Annotated in this window: 15 protein-coding genes; 14 read left to right on the top strand and 1 reads right to left on the bottom strand. The window is 33.0% G+C overall.

Annotated features, from left to right (window positions below; all coding sequences use genetic code 11):
- The first annotated feature begins 141 nt into the window (after nt 1–141).
- The 4 genes from CN925_RS09125 (at nt 142) to CN925_RS09115 (ending at nt 4,188) form a co-directional block, all read left to right on the top strand.
- Entirely contained in the window at nt 142–1,596 is a 1,455-nt protein-coding gene (locus tag CN925_RS09125) for a flavin monoamine oxidase family protein (RefSeq protein WP_098845941.1), read from the top strand.
- Between the two features lie 95 nt (nt 1,597–1,691).
- Complete coding sequence (locus tag CN925_RS09120) at nt 1,692–2,147, top strand: DinB family protein (protein WP_098845940.1); 456 nt, start codon at nt 1,692–1,694, stop codon at nt 2,145–2,147.
- A gap of 238 nt (nt 2,148–2,385) precedes the next feature.
- Nucleotides 2,386–2,511 (top strand): hypothetical protein, encoded by a 126-nt coding sequence (locus tag CN925_RS21550; protein WP_286138303.1) that lies wholly within the window; start codon nt 2,386–2,388, stop codon nt 2,509–2,511.
- Nucleotides 2,512–2,835: 324 nt separating this feature from the next.
- Nucleotides 2,836–4,188: a L,D-transpeptidase family protein gene (locus tag CN925_RS09115; protein WP_098845939.1), complete on the top strand. Its 1,353-nt coding sequence runs from the start codon at nt 2,836–2,838 to the stop codon at nt 4,186–4,188.
- A gap of 136 nt (nt 4,189–4,324) precedes the next feature.
- Here CN925_RS09115 and CN925_RS09110 read toward each other — a convergent pair whose 3' ends face one another.
- Complete coding sequence (locus CN925_RS09110; protein ID WP_142339208.1) at nt 4,325–4,612, bottom strand: hypothetical protein; 288 nt, start codon at nt 4,610–4,612, stop codon at nt 4,325–4,327.
- Nucleotides 4,613–5,018: 406 nt separating this feature from the next.
- Here CN925_RS09110 and CN925_RS09105 point away from each other — a divergent pair, with 406 nt between their 5' ends.
- The 10 genes from CN925_RS09105 to CN925_RS09060 all read left to right on the top strand — a co-directional run bounded on the left by CN925_RS09105 (nt 5,019) and on the right by CN925_RS09060 (nt 15,859).
- Complete coding sequence (locus tag CN925_RS09105; protein WP_286138302.1) at nt 5,019–5,969, top strand: substrate-binding domain-containing protein; 951 nt, start codon at nt 5,019–5,021, stop codon at nt 5,967–5,969.
- 113 nt (nt 5,970–6,082) lie between these two features.
- A complete protein-coding gene (locus CN925_RS09100) occupies nt 6,083–7,651 on the top strand; it encodes a sugar ABC transporter ATP-binding protein (protein ID WP_098845937.1) in 1,569 nt (522 codons plus the stop codon).
- Nucleotides 7,648–8,625, top strand: coding sequence for an ABC transporter permease (locus CN925_RS09095; protein WP_098845936.1), 978 nt, complete (start codon nt 7,648–7,650; stop codon nt 8,623–8,625). Before CN925_RS09100 ends, CN925_RS09095 begins: the two co-directional genes overlap by 4 nt.
- Nucleotides 8,626–8,767: 142 nt before the next feature.
- A complete protein-coding gene (locus CN925_RS09090) occupies nt 8,768–9,586 on the top strand; it encodes an SDR family oxidoreductase (protein ID WP_098845935.1) in 819 nt (272 codons plus the stop codon).
- A 142-nt stretch (nt 9,587–9,728) separates the two neighbouring features.
- Complete coding sequence (glpK, locus tag CN925_RS09085) at nt 9,729–11,228, top strand: glycerol kinase GlpK (protein ID WP_098845934.1); 1,500 nt, start codon at nt 9,729–9,731, stop codon at nt 11,226–11,228.
- A gap of 158 nt (nt 11,229–11,386) precedes the next feature.
- Nucleotides 11,387–12,292, top strand: a complete 906-nt coding sequence (locus CN925_RS09080; protein WP_098845933.1) for a MurR/RpiR family transcriptional regulator — start codon at nt 11,387–11,389, stop codon at nt 12,290–12,292.
- Nucleotides 12,293–12,440: 148 nt separating this feature from the next.
- Nucleotides 12,441–13,478 carry a zinc-dependent dehydrogenase gene (locus CN925_RS09075; RefSeq protein WP_098845932.1) on the top strand — a complete coding sequence of 346 codons (1,038 nt, stop codon included), beginning with the start codon at nt 12,441–12,443 and terminating at the stop codon, nt 13,476–13,478.
- Between the two features lie 42 nt (nt 13,479–13,520).
- Complete coding sequence (locus tag CN925_RS09070) at nt 13,521–14,573, top strand: galactitol-1-phosphate 5-dehydrogenase (RefSeq protein WP_218937223.1); 1,053 nt, start codon at nt 13,521–13,523, stop codon at nt 14,571–14,573.
- A 25-nt stretch (nt 14,574–14,598) separates the two neighbouring features.
- Nucleotides 14,599–15,171: a glucose-6-phosphate isomerase gene (locus tag CN925_RS09065; protein WP_098845931.1), complete on the top strand. Its 573-nt coding sequence runs from the start codon at nt 14,599–14,601 to the stop codon at nt 15,169–15,171.
- 19 nt (nt 15,172–15,190) lie between these two features.
- Complete coding sequence (locus tag CN925_RS09060) at nt 15,191–15,859, top strand: HAD family hydrolase (protein WP_180232912.1); 669 nt, start codon at nt 15,191–15,193, stop codon at nt 15,857–15,859.
- Nucleotides 15,860–15,892: the final 33 nt, after the last annotated feature.

Below are 15,892 nucleotides of genomic sequence, written 5' to 3'. Positions count from 1 at the left end.
AAGTAACCTATAATAATCCTTGTAAATTAATAATCGTAATATTATTAGAACACTCACTCCATTTGTATGATAAATAATTCTAAATTTGCTTAATTAAGAATAAAATTTCTACGAACAAAAATCATGGAAAGAGTGATAAAAATGAGATTAGCCAATAATCCTTCTAAAGATCAAATGTTATTTATCATACGTAATGGATTGCCTAAATCAACAAATCCAAAACGAATAACAATCGTCGGTGCAGGTTTGGCTGGGTTAGTGGCTGCTTCATTACTAATGGATTCAGGTCATCAAGTCATCCTACTAGAAGCTAATAATCGTGTAGGCGGGAGAGTATATACTGAACGTTGTGCATTTGTAAATGATCAATACTTGGATTATGGCGCAATGCGTATACCAGAGACTCATAAGCTTGTAATGGAATATATTAAAAAATTTAATTTGCCGATAAATAAATTTATCAATACTACTTCAAATGATTTATTTTATGTGAATGGCGTTAAGACAACAAAAGAAAAATATGACAAAAATCCGGAAATATTAAATTTTCCGGTTGTAGCATCTGAAAGTGGTCTTAATTCTGATCAATTATTAAATTTAGTTATTAATCCGATAATCGAATATATTAATCAAAACCCTGAAGTGAATTGGGGAAATATAGTGAAACAATTTGATCATTATTCGATGGATCAATTTTTGAAATATAATCCAATCGGTGTTTCATTGTCCCAAGGTGCTGTGGAATCAATAAAAACAAATGTTGGAACAAGAGGTTTTCCAGAATTGGCATTTACAGCAGTGTTTAGAGAATTTATGATATTTTTTACTAATCCTACATTTTATGAAATTACAGGTGGTAATGATCAGTTACCAAAGTCGTTTCTATCACAATTAAAGAATAATATTTATTATGGGCAAAAGATGACAAAATTGGTTCAAAATCATGAACAGATAGTTATTCATACATTAAATATAAAAAGTAATGAATCATTTCAAACTTCTTCTGATCTAGCTATTCTTACCGTCCCGTTCTCTGTGTTAAATTTTGTTGATGTTGTACCATATCATTCTTTTTCTTATAACAAATGGAGAGCGATTCGAACAATTCACTATATGGCTGCAACTAAGATTGGTTTGCAATTTAAAACAAGATTTTGGGAAAAGGATGGTATTTATGGTGGAATGTCAATTACAGACCTCCCAATAAGATTTTCATATTATCCTAGTAGTGGACTAGGTACTGATGGACCTGGTACTATTGTTGCAAGTTATACTTGGGAAGATGATGCATTGTATTGGGACAGTCTATCTGAAAATGAGCAAATTCAATTAGCATTAAAGGATCTCTCATTTTTATTTGGTAATCAGGTGTATTCTGAATTTATTACCGGTTTTCCTTATAGTTGGACACTTGACCCTTTTGCAGCGGGGGCTGTTTCTATGTTAAAACCGGATCAATTGAAGGAGCTTGGTCCCTACCTTGCAACGCCGGAAGGAAAAGTACATTTTGCTGGAGAGCATACATCATCTGTACCTGGTTGGATGGAAGGGGCAATTGAATCTGGTATACGGGTAGCCATGGAAGTTAATGATTAGAAGAGGTTATGACAAAAGTCATGGCCTCTTCTTTTAGAATTTATTAGTAGAAAAGGATTTTGTAAATAAAATGATAAAAATTAGGAGATCCAAAAATGAATGAAACATTTGTTTTTCAATTATTAAGTAAAAAGTATAAAAAATTGTTGGACTTATTAAAAAAGTGTCCTGAAAACCAAAGAGATGTGATACCTGAAGGATTTAAAAATAATATTCATTGGCAATTCGGTCATATTCTTTATTCTACAGATTACTTTGTTCTTGGATTATCTGGTAACAAAAGAATGTTACCAGATAGTTATCAAACATTTTTTTCATACGGTACAAAACCAATTGAATGGAACGATGAACCACCTGAATGGAATGTACTAATTGAGCAATTAAAGGGACAGATTGATTCTATTTACGATATTTTAAATGGTCAACTTAATAAACATGTAGAAGAAAATTTCTTAAATGCAAATACAATTGGGGAATTATTAGTTTATAACATATCGCATGTATCTGAACATATAGGTGTGATCATAACCTTACTTAAAATATTGAATTAATTAAAGCATATATCTCAAAAACAGTGAGATTAAAGCATCTTATTATTTTGAATTTTTGTGTAACAAACACATAATGAGTATTATGATTAAATACTGGTTTAATTTGAGTTTTTAGATCATAACTAAAAGATTGATATTTAATTTAAAAAATTAAAACAAGTTCACATTAAGTTCACATCAATAGATTATAATCACCTTATCCTTAAATTTTACTTAAACAGAAAGAAGGTGGGATTAATTGAAGCCCATTCAACCAATTTCAGCAGATGAAATGCAAAAATTTGAAGAGAACCTTAAAAAACATAATTGGATTTTAATGTTAATAACAGTCATCACAATACCATTTATCGTAAGTTACTTGTAATAAAAGAAAACTTCTATTACTGTTTTCTTTTTTACATAGCCCCCCAAAAAGAATAGTTCAATAAAAAAGCCAAGAATTTTTTCTTGGCTTTTTTATTGCATTTAACTTGGCCAATAATCGAATTGAAATGTTTACAATTTTGAAACATCCTATGACAAAAATTGTTACATTTAAAATCTATGATACAGATATAAGTTTTCAGGAGTGTGATACATGAAAAATAGCAATTGCAAAAATGTAACGTTATTCATACTTAACAAAAAATGAATTTTGAATCTTCAAGCCTTCTTGTTAAGTAATTTAATAGATAAAAGGAGCGAGCCGATGTCTAATAAGATTATATGGATACTTTTGGGAATTTTATTGATCCTTTTCCTCATTCCAAAAGCGAATGCTACTACATTTAAGTTTCATTTTTACAATAATGAGTTCTCTAATCATATCGAACAAATGAACTTAAACACGACAAAGGCTACTTATGGTCAGACAATTGAGATTTTATTAAAAACGAAAAAAAATGCTGAACAAGTTTCGTTAACATTTTCAAATGGTACGAATCAAAAAGATATTTCTCTAATAAAAACTTCTAAAAACTCTTTTTCTGGAAAAATGAAGATTACGAGTTCATTTACAAAAGGGGAATATAGTCTTGATTCGATTAAATTTAATGATCGAAATTTAGTAAACTATAAAGAAATCAATTTCACTATTTTAGATTTACCGACTCCAACTATTGACCAAGTAACAAATCAATCAACAACTATTAAAGGGTTATTTCTTTCAAATAGTCAGGTTGAAGTTTATATCGATTCAAAATTTATAAATTCCGTGAAAACAAATGAAAAAGGTGAATTTACTGATCCTATTAAACCATTGACAGAATTTACTAATATAAGCATTATCGGGGTTAGTGAAGGAGTAAAAAGTAAACCTACTACGGTTAGTGTAAAAGATACGATTGCACCTTCTATCCATTCTATTTCTTCTATCAATGATCGTTCACAGAATATTACTGGAGTATCTGAGCCTTTCACAACAGTAAATGTATATATGAACGGAAATCTAATCGGAAAAAGTACTGTTAGCTCAAACAGAAAGTTCACTGTAAAAATTGCTAAACAAAAAGCGAATTCAATCCTTAAAGTTATCGTTTTGGATCGAAGTAATAATCAAAGTAAACCATATACATTGCGTGTTTCACATTCTATTTCAGCAGTGGAAAGTACAGCTCAAAACAGCACAAAACTATCTACTGGCCAATTGATAATTATTAATACAAAGACGAATAAACTTAATTATTATCGCAATGGTATACTTGTTAAAGCTTTTACTGTTGCAACAGGTAAGTCATCAACACCAACACCTACTGGAAAATTTGTCATTTCAAACAAAGTTAAGAACCGCCCATGGTACAAGGGGAATATTCCTGGAGGCGATCCTAGGAATCCACTTGGTAACCGCTGGCTAGGATTAAGCGTTGGTGCTGCTTATGGTATCCACGGAAACAATAAAGAAAGTTCTGTAGGGCAATCAGTTAGTTCAGGCTGTGTTCGAATGCACAATAGTGAAATCCAATGGCTTTTTGAGCAAGTAAACATAGGTACAACTGTCATTATTGCTAATACTTCAAATTCGAATGGGATAATTGCCCGCTCTTATGGAATTTCAATCGCATAATAAAGAAAAGGGATGTCTTGTTGTCAGTTTTTTGACAAGGAGACATTCTTTATTTTTTGAACCATTTAGGCTTTAAATTTCACTATATTTTCATACTTATTGTTTGGAGTAATTTAATCATCTGTTTTAAAAAATCTTAAACGATTAGATGTTTGGAATTCTTATCAAAAAGATGTTCTCCATTTGCAATTGTAATGAGCCTTATTTTCACTCTAATCTCTTCAACATAACCATAAAAGGAGACGTTTGCACGGAGGGGGGAGCTGTATTCTCCTAGAATAATAATTAAATCATAAATAAAAGAAAAATCGATTGATGCTTCTATTTTACGTACTAAATGATTCTCAGGTACAAGTTGGTCAAGTGTGATCATTTCTAATTGATTTCTTTGACTTGAATGATGTTTTGAAAGTATATATTTCACCTCAAGAAAATTTTGCTAATTTTATATTTAAACAAAAATGACTGAAGGCAAACTCGATTTTTGCCGAGTTTGTCTTCAGTCTGAAACTAACAATTTTGTTAGCTTTTATTTTTTATTTTATTAATATCCATAAAAATAAAATTTTATTTTATATTGACTAAATATTTTAAAATTTTATAATATTATATATATTACGTTTTTATTATTATTTTAGAAAGGATGATGGATATGAAGAATTAGTTTCTTATTCATAAATGAAAGCGTATTCTATTAATTATTATGTGAACTTAAAAAGGAGGAGTTTATGAGTAAATTGATTATTTGCTATGCATTTTCAATTAGCAATATATATCCTCAAATTTATTAGAGTAAAAAGAAACTTACAAAATGATAGGAGGTAAATAATTTGAAAAAATATATTCATTCTTTTGTTGGCTTAATCTTAATCATTTCAATCAGTTTAATGAGTGCTTGTAATAGTGCTAGTTCTTCCTCAAGTAAGAAGGATAAGCTAACTATTGCACTGTCAGCTGGGCCGTTGAATAATCCATATCATGTAGCTGTAGCAGAAGGGTTTAAAGAAGCTGGTAAAAATATGGGTGCGAAGGTAATTGTAGAAAGTGCCGAATATGATTTAACCAAACAACTTGCACAAATTGAAAGTTTTATTACTAAAAGAGTAGATTTAATTGTTATTGTAGCAGCGGATTCAAAAGGGATTGCTGCCGGAGTTCAACAAGCAAAGGATGCTGGTATACCAATAGTAGCAATTGATACTGATGCTGAAGGTGGAGTTACTTCCACTATCACATCCGACAATTACCAAGCAGGTAAAATAGCAGGAGAATATATTGTTAAAGAACTAGGCGGAAAAGGTAATATTGTCATTGTTGATGGACCTCCTATTCAAGCAGTGACAGATCGTATTAAAGGTTTTGAAGCTGCACTTAAAAATTCTAATATTAAAGTAATTGCAAAACAAAATGGTGAAGCGAATCGCGAAAAATCATTATCAGTAATGGAAAGTATCCTACAAGCTAATCCTAAAGGATCTATCAATGCTGTTTTTACTATTAATGATCCAGAAGCAATTGGTGTGGAAATTGCTCAATCACAAGCTAATCGTTTAGATGATTTCTTTATCGTATCTGTAGACGGGGCTCCTGAAGCAATCAAGGCAATGAAAAAAGAAGGAAGTTCGATTAATGCTACAGTTGCTCAATCACCAAGAGATATGGCTAAACAGGCTGTAGAAATTGGAATGAAGGCAATCAAAGGTGAAAAGGTAGAAAAGGTTGCAAAAGTACCTGTGAAAATAGTTACTCAAGAAAATTCACCTTCCTATAAAGGTTGGTAGTATTTAAAAAAATTAGTTTGTATTCAATATTAAATAGGCTAATTGTGAATGTGAATCCAATTTAGGTTTCAGCCATTCTTTCTCAAAAATACATAAGAGGGGTGAGACAAGAAATGCTTGTAAAAGAAAAAAATAGATTGAATACTCTAAATAGTGAACCAGTTTTAAAAATCAGCAATATAAGTAAGACCTTTTCAGGTACAACGGTATTAAAAAATGTGAATTTAGAACTTTATCCTGGAGAAGTCCACGCATTAATGGGTGAAAATGGTGCAGGAAAGTCTACCTTAATAAAAATACTAGCAGGTATTCATATCCCTGATAAAGACAAAGGACATATTTATTTAAATGGGAAAAAGGTATGTTGGATGGATCCAATAGATGCAAGAGAAAATGGAATCAGTGTTGTACATCAAGAATTAACAGTTTCTCCAAACTTAACGATTAGTGAAAATATTTTAATGGGCACTAATTACCCTAAAAATCGATTTGGATTCGTCAAATGGGATAAGGTACATCAACATGCCCAAGAATTATTGAATAAGTTAGGATTTAACCTCCATGCTAAAGCTTTAGTATCTAGTTTAAGTATTGCACAACAGCAAATGGTTGAAATTGCCAGAGCTTTAGCATTTAAAGCAAAAGTTCTTATCTTAGATGAACCAACTGCTTCATTAACAGATAAAGAAATTTTCTCCTTATTCCAGATCATTCATAATCTGAAAAAGCAAGGGGTAGCAATCGTTTATATATCACATAGAATGGAAGAAATTTTTGAGATTTGTGATAGATTTACAGTATTACGAGATGGTGAATCGATCATAAGTGATCTCATTGAAAAAACGACTCCTCATGAACTTGTCAAAAACATGGTTGGAAGAGAAATGAAAAACTTATTTAATAGAATCATATCTTCGGATTCTATTAATTGTTTTTCTAATGAAACACTGCCTGCTCTTGAATTAAAAAATGTCTCAGATAACACAATTGTAAAGGATGTCTCTTTTAAAATTTATCCAGGGGAAATTGTAGGATTGGCCGGATTAGTTGGTTCAGGAAGAACTGAATTAATGAAACTAATTTTTGGAGCTTCGAAGATAACGAATGGAGAAATTTATACGAATGGTCAAAATGTTGACATTGCTTCTCCAATCGATGCGATTAAAAATTGCATTGCACATGTACCTGAGAGTCGAAAAGATCAAGCTTTGTTTTTGTCAATGTCTGTAAAAGAAAATATCACAATAACAGAACTCAGTAAACATCGTCGTCTAAGTGTACTGAATTGGAAACAAATTGATGCAAGTGCAAAAAGGTTCATCGACGAATTTAATATTAAAACTTCATCTCCGGATCAAAAGGTAGTTAACTTAAGTGGGGGGAATCAGCAGAAAGCAATTATTGCCCGATGGTTATCTCTTTCTCCTAAAGTGTTGTTGCTAGATGAACCTACAAGAGGTGTAGATATTGGTGCAAAAACTGAAATTCATAAAATTATATCAGAATTAGCAGAGAGAGGATTGGCTGTATTAATGATATCATCTGAACTACCTGAAGTAATAGGAATGTGTGATAGGGTTCTAGTTATGAGTGAAGGGAAATTAAAAGGTGAATTGTTAAGAAAAGAAATGACACAAGAACAAATTATGTATTTGGCTACTGGGGGGGAAACAAAATTATGAATGCAAATGTACAGACACGCTCGCAGTCAGGTAATTTAAAGAGAGCTTCATCTATCCTATGGAATCGATTAGGCATGGTTTTTGTTTTATTCATATTATGCCTACTACTTACTTTTACGGCTCCTAATTTTTTAGAAGCAGAAAATATTTTAAATGTATTAAAACAAGTTTCTATTATTGCAATTCTAGCAGCTGGAATGACGATCGTTATTTTAACAGGTGGAATTGATTTGTCAGTTGGTTCAACAGTTGCTTTGTCGGGTGTCATATCAGTGATGGCTTCTTCATCTGGTATAAATCCATTTCTATCTATGATTTTAGGTATAGTAGTTGGTTACCTTGTTGGATTCATAAATGGTTTTTTCATTGCAAAAACAAAGTTACCCCCTTTTATTGTCACGTTGGGGAGTATGACTTATGTACGAGGATTAGCATATGTTATCAGTGGTGGATATCCTATTGTTTTGGCTTCAGAACATTTTAAGTTTATTGGCGGAGGGAAAATCTTAGGTATTCCTACTCCCATTTATATTACTCTAGTAGTTTATCTGATAATGGCTTTTATCTTAAAGTATACAATGTTTGGGCGCCATATTTATGCGATTGGTGGAAATGAAGAAGCAGCTCATTTAGCTGGAATAAAAGTTGAAAAGTCTCTGATTAATGTTTATTCAATAAGTGGTTTGCTCGCTGGTTTGGGAGGGGTTGTTTTAGCAGGAAGAGTGTATTCAGGACAACCTACAGCAGGTAACATGTATGAATTGGATGCAATTGCAGCAGTAATTCTGGGCGGAACAAGCTTCACAGGAGGAAAAGGTAGAATTCAATCGACTATTGTAGGTGTATTAATTATGGGTATCATCACAAACGGATTAACATTAATGAATGTTGATTATTATTGGCAATTAATTGTTAAAGGGACAGTGATTATTATTGCAGTACTACTTGATCGATTGAGAGGGAAAGAGTTCTAAATATAGATTTTTGTTTGCGTATTCGAAAAGATAGATAAATTAAAATAAAATAATATTTTATATTGACTAAATAAAATAATATTTTATACTATAATTAGGTAATAAAATAAAATTTTATAAAATTAAAGTGAGGTTAAAATTTATGTATCCTAAAGGCACACAGTTAAAAGGTAAAGTAGCAATTATAACGGGAGGAGCTTCTGGAATTGGAGAAGCAGTTGCAAGAATTTTTGCTGCAAATGAATGTAAAGTAATGCTTGTTGATGTAGATGAGAAACGGCTTGAACGAATAACTGCTGAAGTAAATGAAATAAATGAGTGTATTGGAGTTAAAGCAGATGTAACACAGGAACAAGAAGTTATAAACTTTTTTAAACAAGCTTACGAGAAATGGGGAAAAATTGACCTTTTAGTAAATAGTGCAGGACGTGATTCACTTGCTCCACCAGTAAGTGAGGTAACATTAGAAGAATGGAATAAAACGATCGGGCCAAATTTAACTGGTGTATTTCTATGCTGTAGAGAAGCGTTTCGTTATATGGAAAAGCAGGAAAGTGGAGGTCGTATCCTTAATATGGGCTCTTCATCTGCACGTGTAGCATCTGGACCAGGTCATAGTCCATATCGAGCTTCAAAGCATGGTATGATGGGATTTAGTAAAAATATACTACTTGAAGGAAAAGATAAAAATATTGGTGTAACAGTTATTAATCCATCACATGTTAAAACTCCAATGACAGAAATTATTGATAAAGGTCTTTATGATGGAAATCTTCCAGCCTATACTGAAGGATGGCTAGATGAGAATGAAAAAAGGGAAGGAATTTATGCACATTGTATTGATGTTGAAAATGTAGCTGAAGTTAGTCTGTTTGTAGCAACTAGAACTCCAGATGTAACCATTCCACATATGGCATTCTATCCAACACATAAAGCACATCGATATGGAATGGAAGTTTAATGATTAAAGGAGGAGACTTTGGTCTCCTTTATCATTTATTAATATGAAAACGCGTACATTATCAACTTATATTTAAAATTTTAGTTTATAATTGAAAAAGAGTTCTGAATTAGTTTTTGACTTGGAGGGGAGGAGAATTCTAATGTCCAGCAAATATATTATGTCTTTTGATTGTGGGACAACCAGCGCTAGAACAATTATCTTTGATCATGAAGGAAATGTTGTAACTACGGCTTTTCAAGAGTTTCCACAAATCTATCCAAAGCCAGGTTGGGTTGAACATAACCCAATGGATATATGGAATGCACAAATCAAAACAGCGAACGAAGCGATAGAAAAGGCAGGAATCTGGCCCGAAGATATTCAAGCTATTGGCGTAACGAATCAGCGCGAGACTACTGTGGTATGGGATAAAAATACAGGAAAGCCAATAATGAATGCAATTGTTTGGCAAGATCATAGAACGGCAAATATTTGTGATGAAATGATTTCTAAAGGCTGGGGTACATATGTAAAAGAAAATACAGGTTTAATTATCGATGCATATTTCTCTGCTACAAAAATAAAATGGATTCTTGATAATGTAGAAGGTGCAAGAGAAAAAGCTGAAAATAGTGAACTTCTCTTTGGCACAATAGATACATGGTTGATTTGGAACTTAAGTGGTGGAAAAGTGCATGTTACAGATTATTCCAATGCTTCTAGAACAATGTTATTTAATATTCGTAGTCTCAAGTGGGATGATAAATTACTTGAAGAACTCGATATCCCTAAACATATTTTACCTTCTGTAACGCCATCAAGTGAAATCTATGGGGAAACAGATAAGAGTTTATTTTTTGGTGCCTCAATCCCTATTGCCGCAGCTATTGGTGACCAACAAGCCGCTTTATTTGGGCAAACTTGTTTCAATGAAGGAATGACTAAAGCTACATATGGAACCGGTGGCTCATTATTAATGAATACAGGAAAAAATGTTATTTCATCAGATAAGGGGCTCTTGACGACTATTGCTTGGGGATTAAATGGGAAAGTTGAATACGCTTTAGAAGGTCTTCTATATGTAGTAGGAGCATCTGTTCAATGGCTGAGGGACGAACTGAAGTTAATTCAACATAGTGAGGATACAGAGTATTTTGCTCAAAAAGTAGAAAATACAAACGGAGTGTATGTTGTACCGGCGTTTGTAGGCTTATCCGCTCCATATTGGGATCAATATGCAAGAGGAGCAATATTGGGTCTCACAAGGGGAGCTAATCGAAATCACATTATTCGTGCAACGCTAGAATCCATTGCGTATCAAATTCGTGATGTTATTGAGTGTATGGAAGAAGATTCAGGCATTGTGAATACAGAATTAAAAGTGGATGGAGGAGCATGCAGAAACAATTTTCTCATGAAATTCCAATCTGATTTGTTAAATGTTCCTGTATTAAGACCACAAGTCGTAGAATCAACAGCAAGAGGAGCTGCATTTTTAGCTGGTTTAGCAACTGGATATTGGAAAAATGAAGAAGAATTAGTGCATTCCTTTAAATTAGATAAACAATTCAATCCTGATATGGATGAAGAGAATAGAACAAAATTATATGCAGGGTGGAAGAAAGCTGTTGAAAGAGCTTTAATTTGGGAAGAACACTAGAACGAAAAAATGACATGATACTGAATAAATGAAGGCGCATTATAAAATAAAATTTTATTCCCTTAATTCACCCAGCATTAATATTCCTTTCTTTCTCATTTTTATCTCGGTATAATCTTATTAAAAATAACTATGAGAAAGAGTAAGGAGAGAAATAGATGAAATCTACAAATGAGTTTGAATATCAGGATGTATTCAAGCTAATATACCAAAAAATGTCTTATTTAAACCCAGCTTTGCGTAGAGTAGCTAATTATATTATAGAGAATCCACAAGTATCAAAAAATACTACGATTAAAGATATGTCTATGGCTTGTGATGTCTCTGAATCAACGATTACACGTTTTGTACGAGAATTAGGATTAAATAGTTTTAGAGAACTGAAAATTTTAATTGCTGAAACATTAACTTATAGTGATAAAAAAGATGAAAAAGAAGAAGAAAAATATGTGTACGAAGACATTAGTAGGGATGACTCTATCGATAGGATTTTAGATAAAGTTATTTATAGACATACCCAGACTTTGTCTGAAACAAGAAAGTTATTAAATGCGGAAGCTTTAGATCGTGCTGTAAAAGCTATCGAAAATGCAAAAATTTTAATGTTTAGTTGTATGGGCTCCTCAAGTGTAGCAGGGTTAAACGGTGTTATGCGGTTCACACGTGCAGGAAAACCGAGCACACTACTAAATGATTATAGTATCCAATTGATGACTTCTGCAATCGCTACTCCCGAAACTGTCGTTATAGGAATTAGTAATTCAGGTAGATCTAAACCTGTTATTGAATCGTTAAAATTAGCGCAGTCTAAAGGTGCTTTTACAATTGGTATTACTTCGTTTGAAGATGCTCCTATTAATAAGTATTCTGACGAGGTCTTATTTACTTCAACTAAGTCATCAAACGAAGTGTCAGCTTTAGACTGGGAGGCAGTTACGTCTAAAACTGCACAGATTATAGTGGTAGATACATTGTACGCTTGTTTTGCAGCAAAACATTTTGATGAAACACTTAATCACTATGAGGATACTTATAACATGTTAAAAGTATCCCGTGAAAGATAAGATAAAAGTTAAAAAGATTCTATCCTTCCTTCTAGTAAGGAAGGTTATCTTAACTCTCAAAAAAAATAAAATTTTATTTTTATTGACAATAAAAATATAAAATTTTACAATAAAGTTAATAAAAATTATAGAAAGTGGATGATATGTAATGAAAGCAGCACTTTTTAAAGGTGTAGCAGAACTACAATTGAGAGAACTTTCCAAACCAGAAATCAATGATAATGAACTTCTTATTAAAATTAAAGCAAGCTCAATTTGTGGAACAGACAAACGTATTTTCAAAAATGGACATTTTAAAATTCCTACAAATACAGAGCGAGTATTAGGCCATGAACTTTCCGGTGAAGTGTATGCGGTTGGAAAAAACGTTTCAAAATTAAAAGTTGGTGATCGTGTCACAGTAGCTCCTAACGTAGGGTGCGGACAATGTCATATGTGTTTACAAGGTTTTAACCAACTATGTCCTCAATATGAAGCATTCGGGATTAGCATGGATGGTGGGTTTGCTGAATACATGAAGGTACCAGCAAAAGCAATTGGAAACGTCGTATCAATCCCCGATCACATCAGTTTTGAAGAAGCTGCATTGATTGAACCTTTTTCTTGTGCATATCGAGCTTATTCAGCACACGATACGAAACCTGGTGATACAGTTCTTGTCATTGGTCCAGGTCCTATTGGAGCAATGCACGTTATGCTAAATAAACTTGCAGGGGCTCGTGTCATTGTAGCTGGAACGCGAGATGCTAGATTAGAAGAGATAAAGAAACATGGAGCAGATGTCATTATTAATTCTAAAAAAGTGGACTTGAAAGAAGCTATTATGGACCTTACGAATGGAAATGGAGTAGACGTAGTCATTACTGCAGTCTCTTCACCGGAAGTACAGACACAAGCTTTAGAATTATCTGGATATAGAGGTCGTATCTCTTTATTTGGTGGATTACCAAAAGGGAAAGAAATGGTTCAATTGGATACTAATCTAATACATTACAAAGAAATGATTGTAACAGGAACAACAGGTTCAACTATCGATGATTTCTATCAATCTATTAAACTACTATCGGATAGGCATATTAATTTAATGCCTCTTATTTCTGCAACATACTCTCTGGATCAGACATTAGTAGCATTTAATCATGCTTTAAGTGGTGAGGGTATGAAAACTGTAATAGTTAATTCTTAACTAACTATATTATTAATTTTTTAAATAATAAGGAGATTTGAGATGAAAAAAAGTATGAATGCAGCAGTCTTGTATGCTCCAGCGGATCTTCGGTATGAACAAACAGAAATTCCCGAAATTCATGGAAGTGAAGTACTTGTAAATGTAAAAGTTGCCGGTGTTTGTGGATCAGATTTAGGGCGCGTGATGAAAACAGGGACTTATCATTTCCCAACAATTCCTGGACATGAATTTTCTGGAGAAGTGGTAGCGGTTGGACCAGATGTAACGAAGGTAAAAACAGGAGATCGTGTCGCAGTTTCACCTATGCATCCGTGTCTGAAATGCGAATATTGTGAACAGGGTGACTATGGTTTATGTGAAGACTACAATTTTCTTGGTTCAAGAACAGACGGAGGATTTGCAGAGTATGTGAAGGTCCCTGAACAAAATATGGTTATTCTTTCAGAAGGGATGACTTTTCATGAAGGAGCTATGATTGAGCCAGCAGCAGTGACTTTGCATGGTATGAAAATTGTCGGAATAAACGTTGGAGATACCGTTGTTATATTAGGCTGTGGGCCATTAGGATTATTTGCTTTACAGTTTGCAAGAATTATGGGGGCGACTACTGTAATTGCTGTAGATATTTCAGAAGAAAAATTAGAGTTAGCGAAATCCCTTGGTGCAGATCAAGTCGTGCTGGCGTCAAATGACACTGTTTCTAATATTAAACGACTTACGGATGAAAAAGGAGCACACGTTGTAATTGAAACGGCTGGTGTGGCTCAAACACAGGAACAATCTTTAAGAATTGCCCGAAAAAAAGGACGTGTACTGTTCCTGGGTACCGCTCATCATGATGTTGTACTGCCACCTAAAAGCTTTGAATGTATTGTTCGTAATGAATTATCTCTTCATGGATCATGGAATTCATATAGTGCTCCATTTCCTGGTGTGGAGTGGAATGCAACCGTGGATTATTATAAAGCAGGTCTCTTAAAAATGAAGCCTATGATTACACATGTATTTAATTTATCAGAAGCACCGACTGTTTTCAAAGATTTAATAAATCGTAAATATCCATTTACTAAAGTATTATTCGAAACTAACTAATCATAAATGAGAAGGGGTTTTTATAATGAATTCAACACCATTTTCTATGTATTTTGATCTGATTAATGGTATATCTGACGAAAAGAGTACAACGAAGCGATATTTGTCTAATATGAAAGGAATGTTTTCTGACAATGATGAGTTGGAGAACATGTTGGCAAAAGAAGATGTATTGGCGTATGAGTTTTATGAATTAAGCTTACCTGAAAAAGAGGGTGATTTACTTTTCGGAACAAGTATTGTATACCCTGGAAAAGTAGGAAATGAATACTATATGACAAAAGGGCATTTTCATACCATTCTTGATACAGCAGAAGTCTATTATTGCTTGAGTGGAAATGGCTATATGTTAATGGAAAATCCAGAAGGAGAAAGTGTTGCAGAAGAATTGACACCTGGTCGTGCAGTATATGTTCCAGGCCGTTATGCTCATCGTAGTATCAATGTAGGAACCGAACCATTGGTTACATTTTTTGTTTTCCGAGCAGATGCAGGTCACGACTATGGAACAATTGAAACAAAGGGCTTTCGTAAGCTAATCATAGATGAAAATGGGAAACCTGTCATCATTGACAATCCTAAATGGAAAAATGATTAAGTAAGAGATCATGATAAGTATGAAGAATTCTGCGTTGCTTTTTGATTTAGATGGAACACTGTTTAATAGTGCAGCATTATCTATTAAAACTTTTCAAAAAACCATTCAAACGTTAATAGCTAATTCTCTTTATCCTACTGTAGAAATACCTGACAGTAGAATAATAGAAAATATCGGGATGCGTACAGTTAAAGATATATTTAAGAACTTACTTCCTGAAGCTTCGAGTAATGTTATAAAACTTGCATCAGATATCCTAGAACAAAATGAACTTAAGATGATGAGTGAATTTGGCTCGCTCTTTCCAAAAGTTGAAGAAACATTGAACAATCTTAAAAGAAAAGGATATAACTTATTTGTTGCAAGCAATGGAAGTGAAACCTATGTCACTCATGCAATTGAACTTTATAATTTAACTCCCTTATTTAAAGAAATTTATTGTGCTGGTAAACAGAGGACAAACTCTAAAGTGGATTTAGTTAAAATCATCAAAAATGAACATCCATTTGAGAGATATATTATGATTGGTGATCGCTCTTCGGATATGGAGGCTGGAAAAAATAATCAGATTCAAACAATTGGATGCGTTTTTGGAATGGACCAAGGAAATGAATTGTCAAAAGCTGATTATAAAGCATATACATTTTCTGAAATCGAAGAAGCTATAAAGCAAATTGAATCCAATTAATATAATACTGTGCCAAAACTAGGAATTGGAGGA

The sequence above is a fragment of the Bacillus sp. AFS055030 genome, assembly GCF_002574545.1.
GTDB lineage: Bacteria > Bacillota > Bacilli > Bacillales > Bacillaceae_G > Gottfriedia.
The sequence above is the reverse complement of the archived record's forward strand: the minus strand, read 5'-3'. Positions and strand labels throughout refer to the sequence as shown.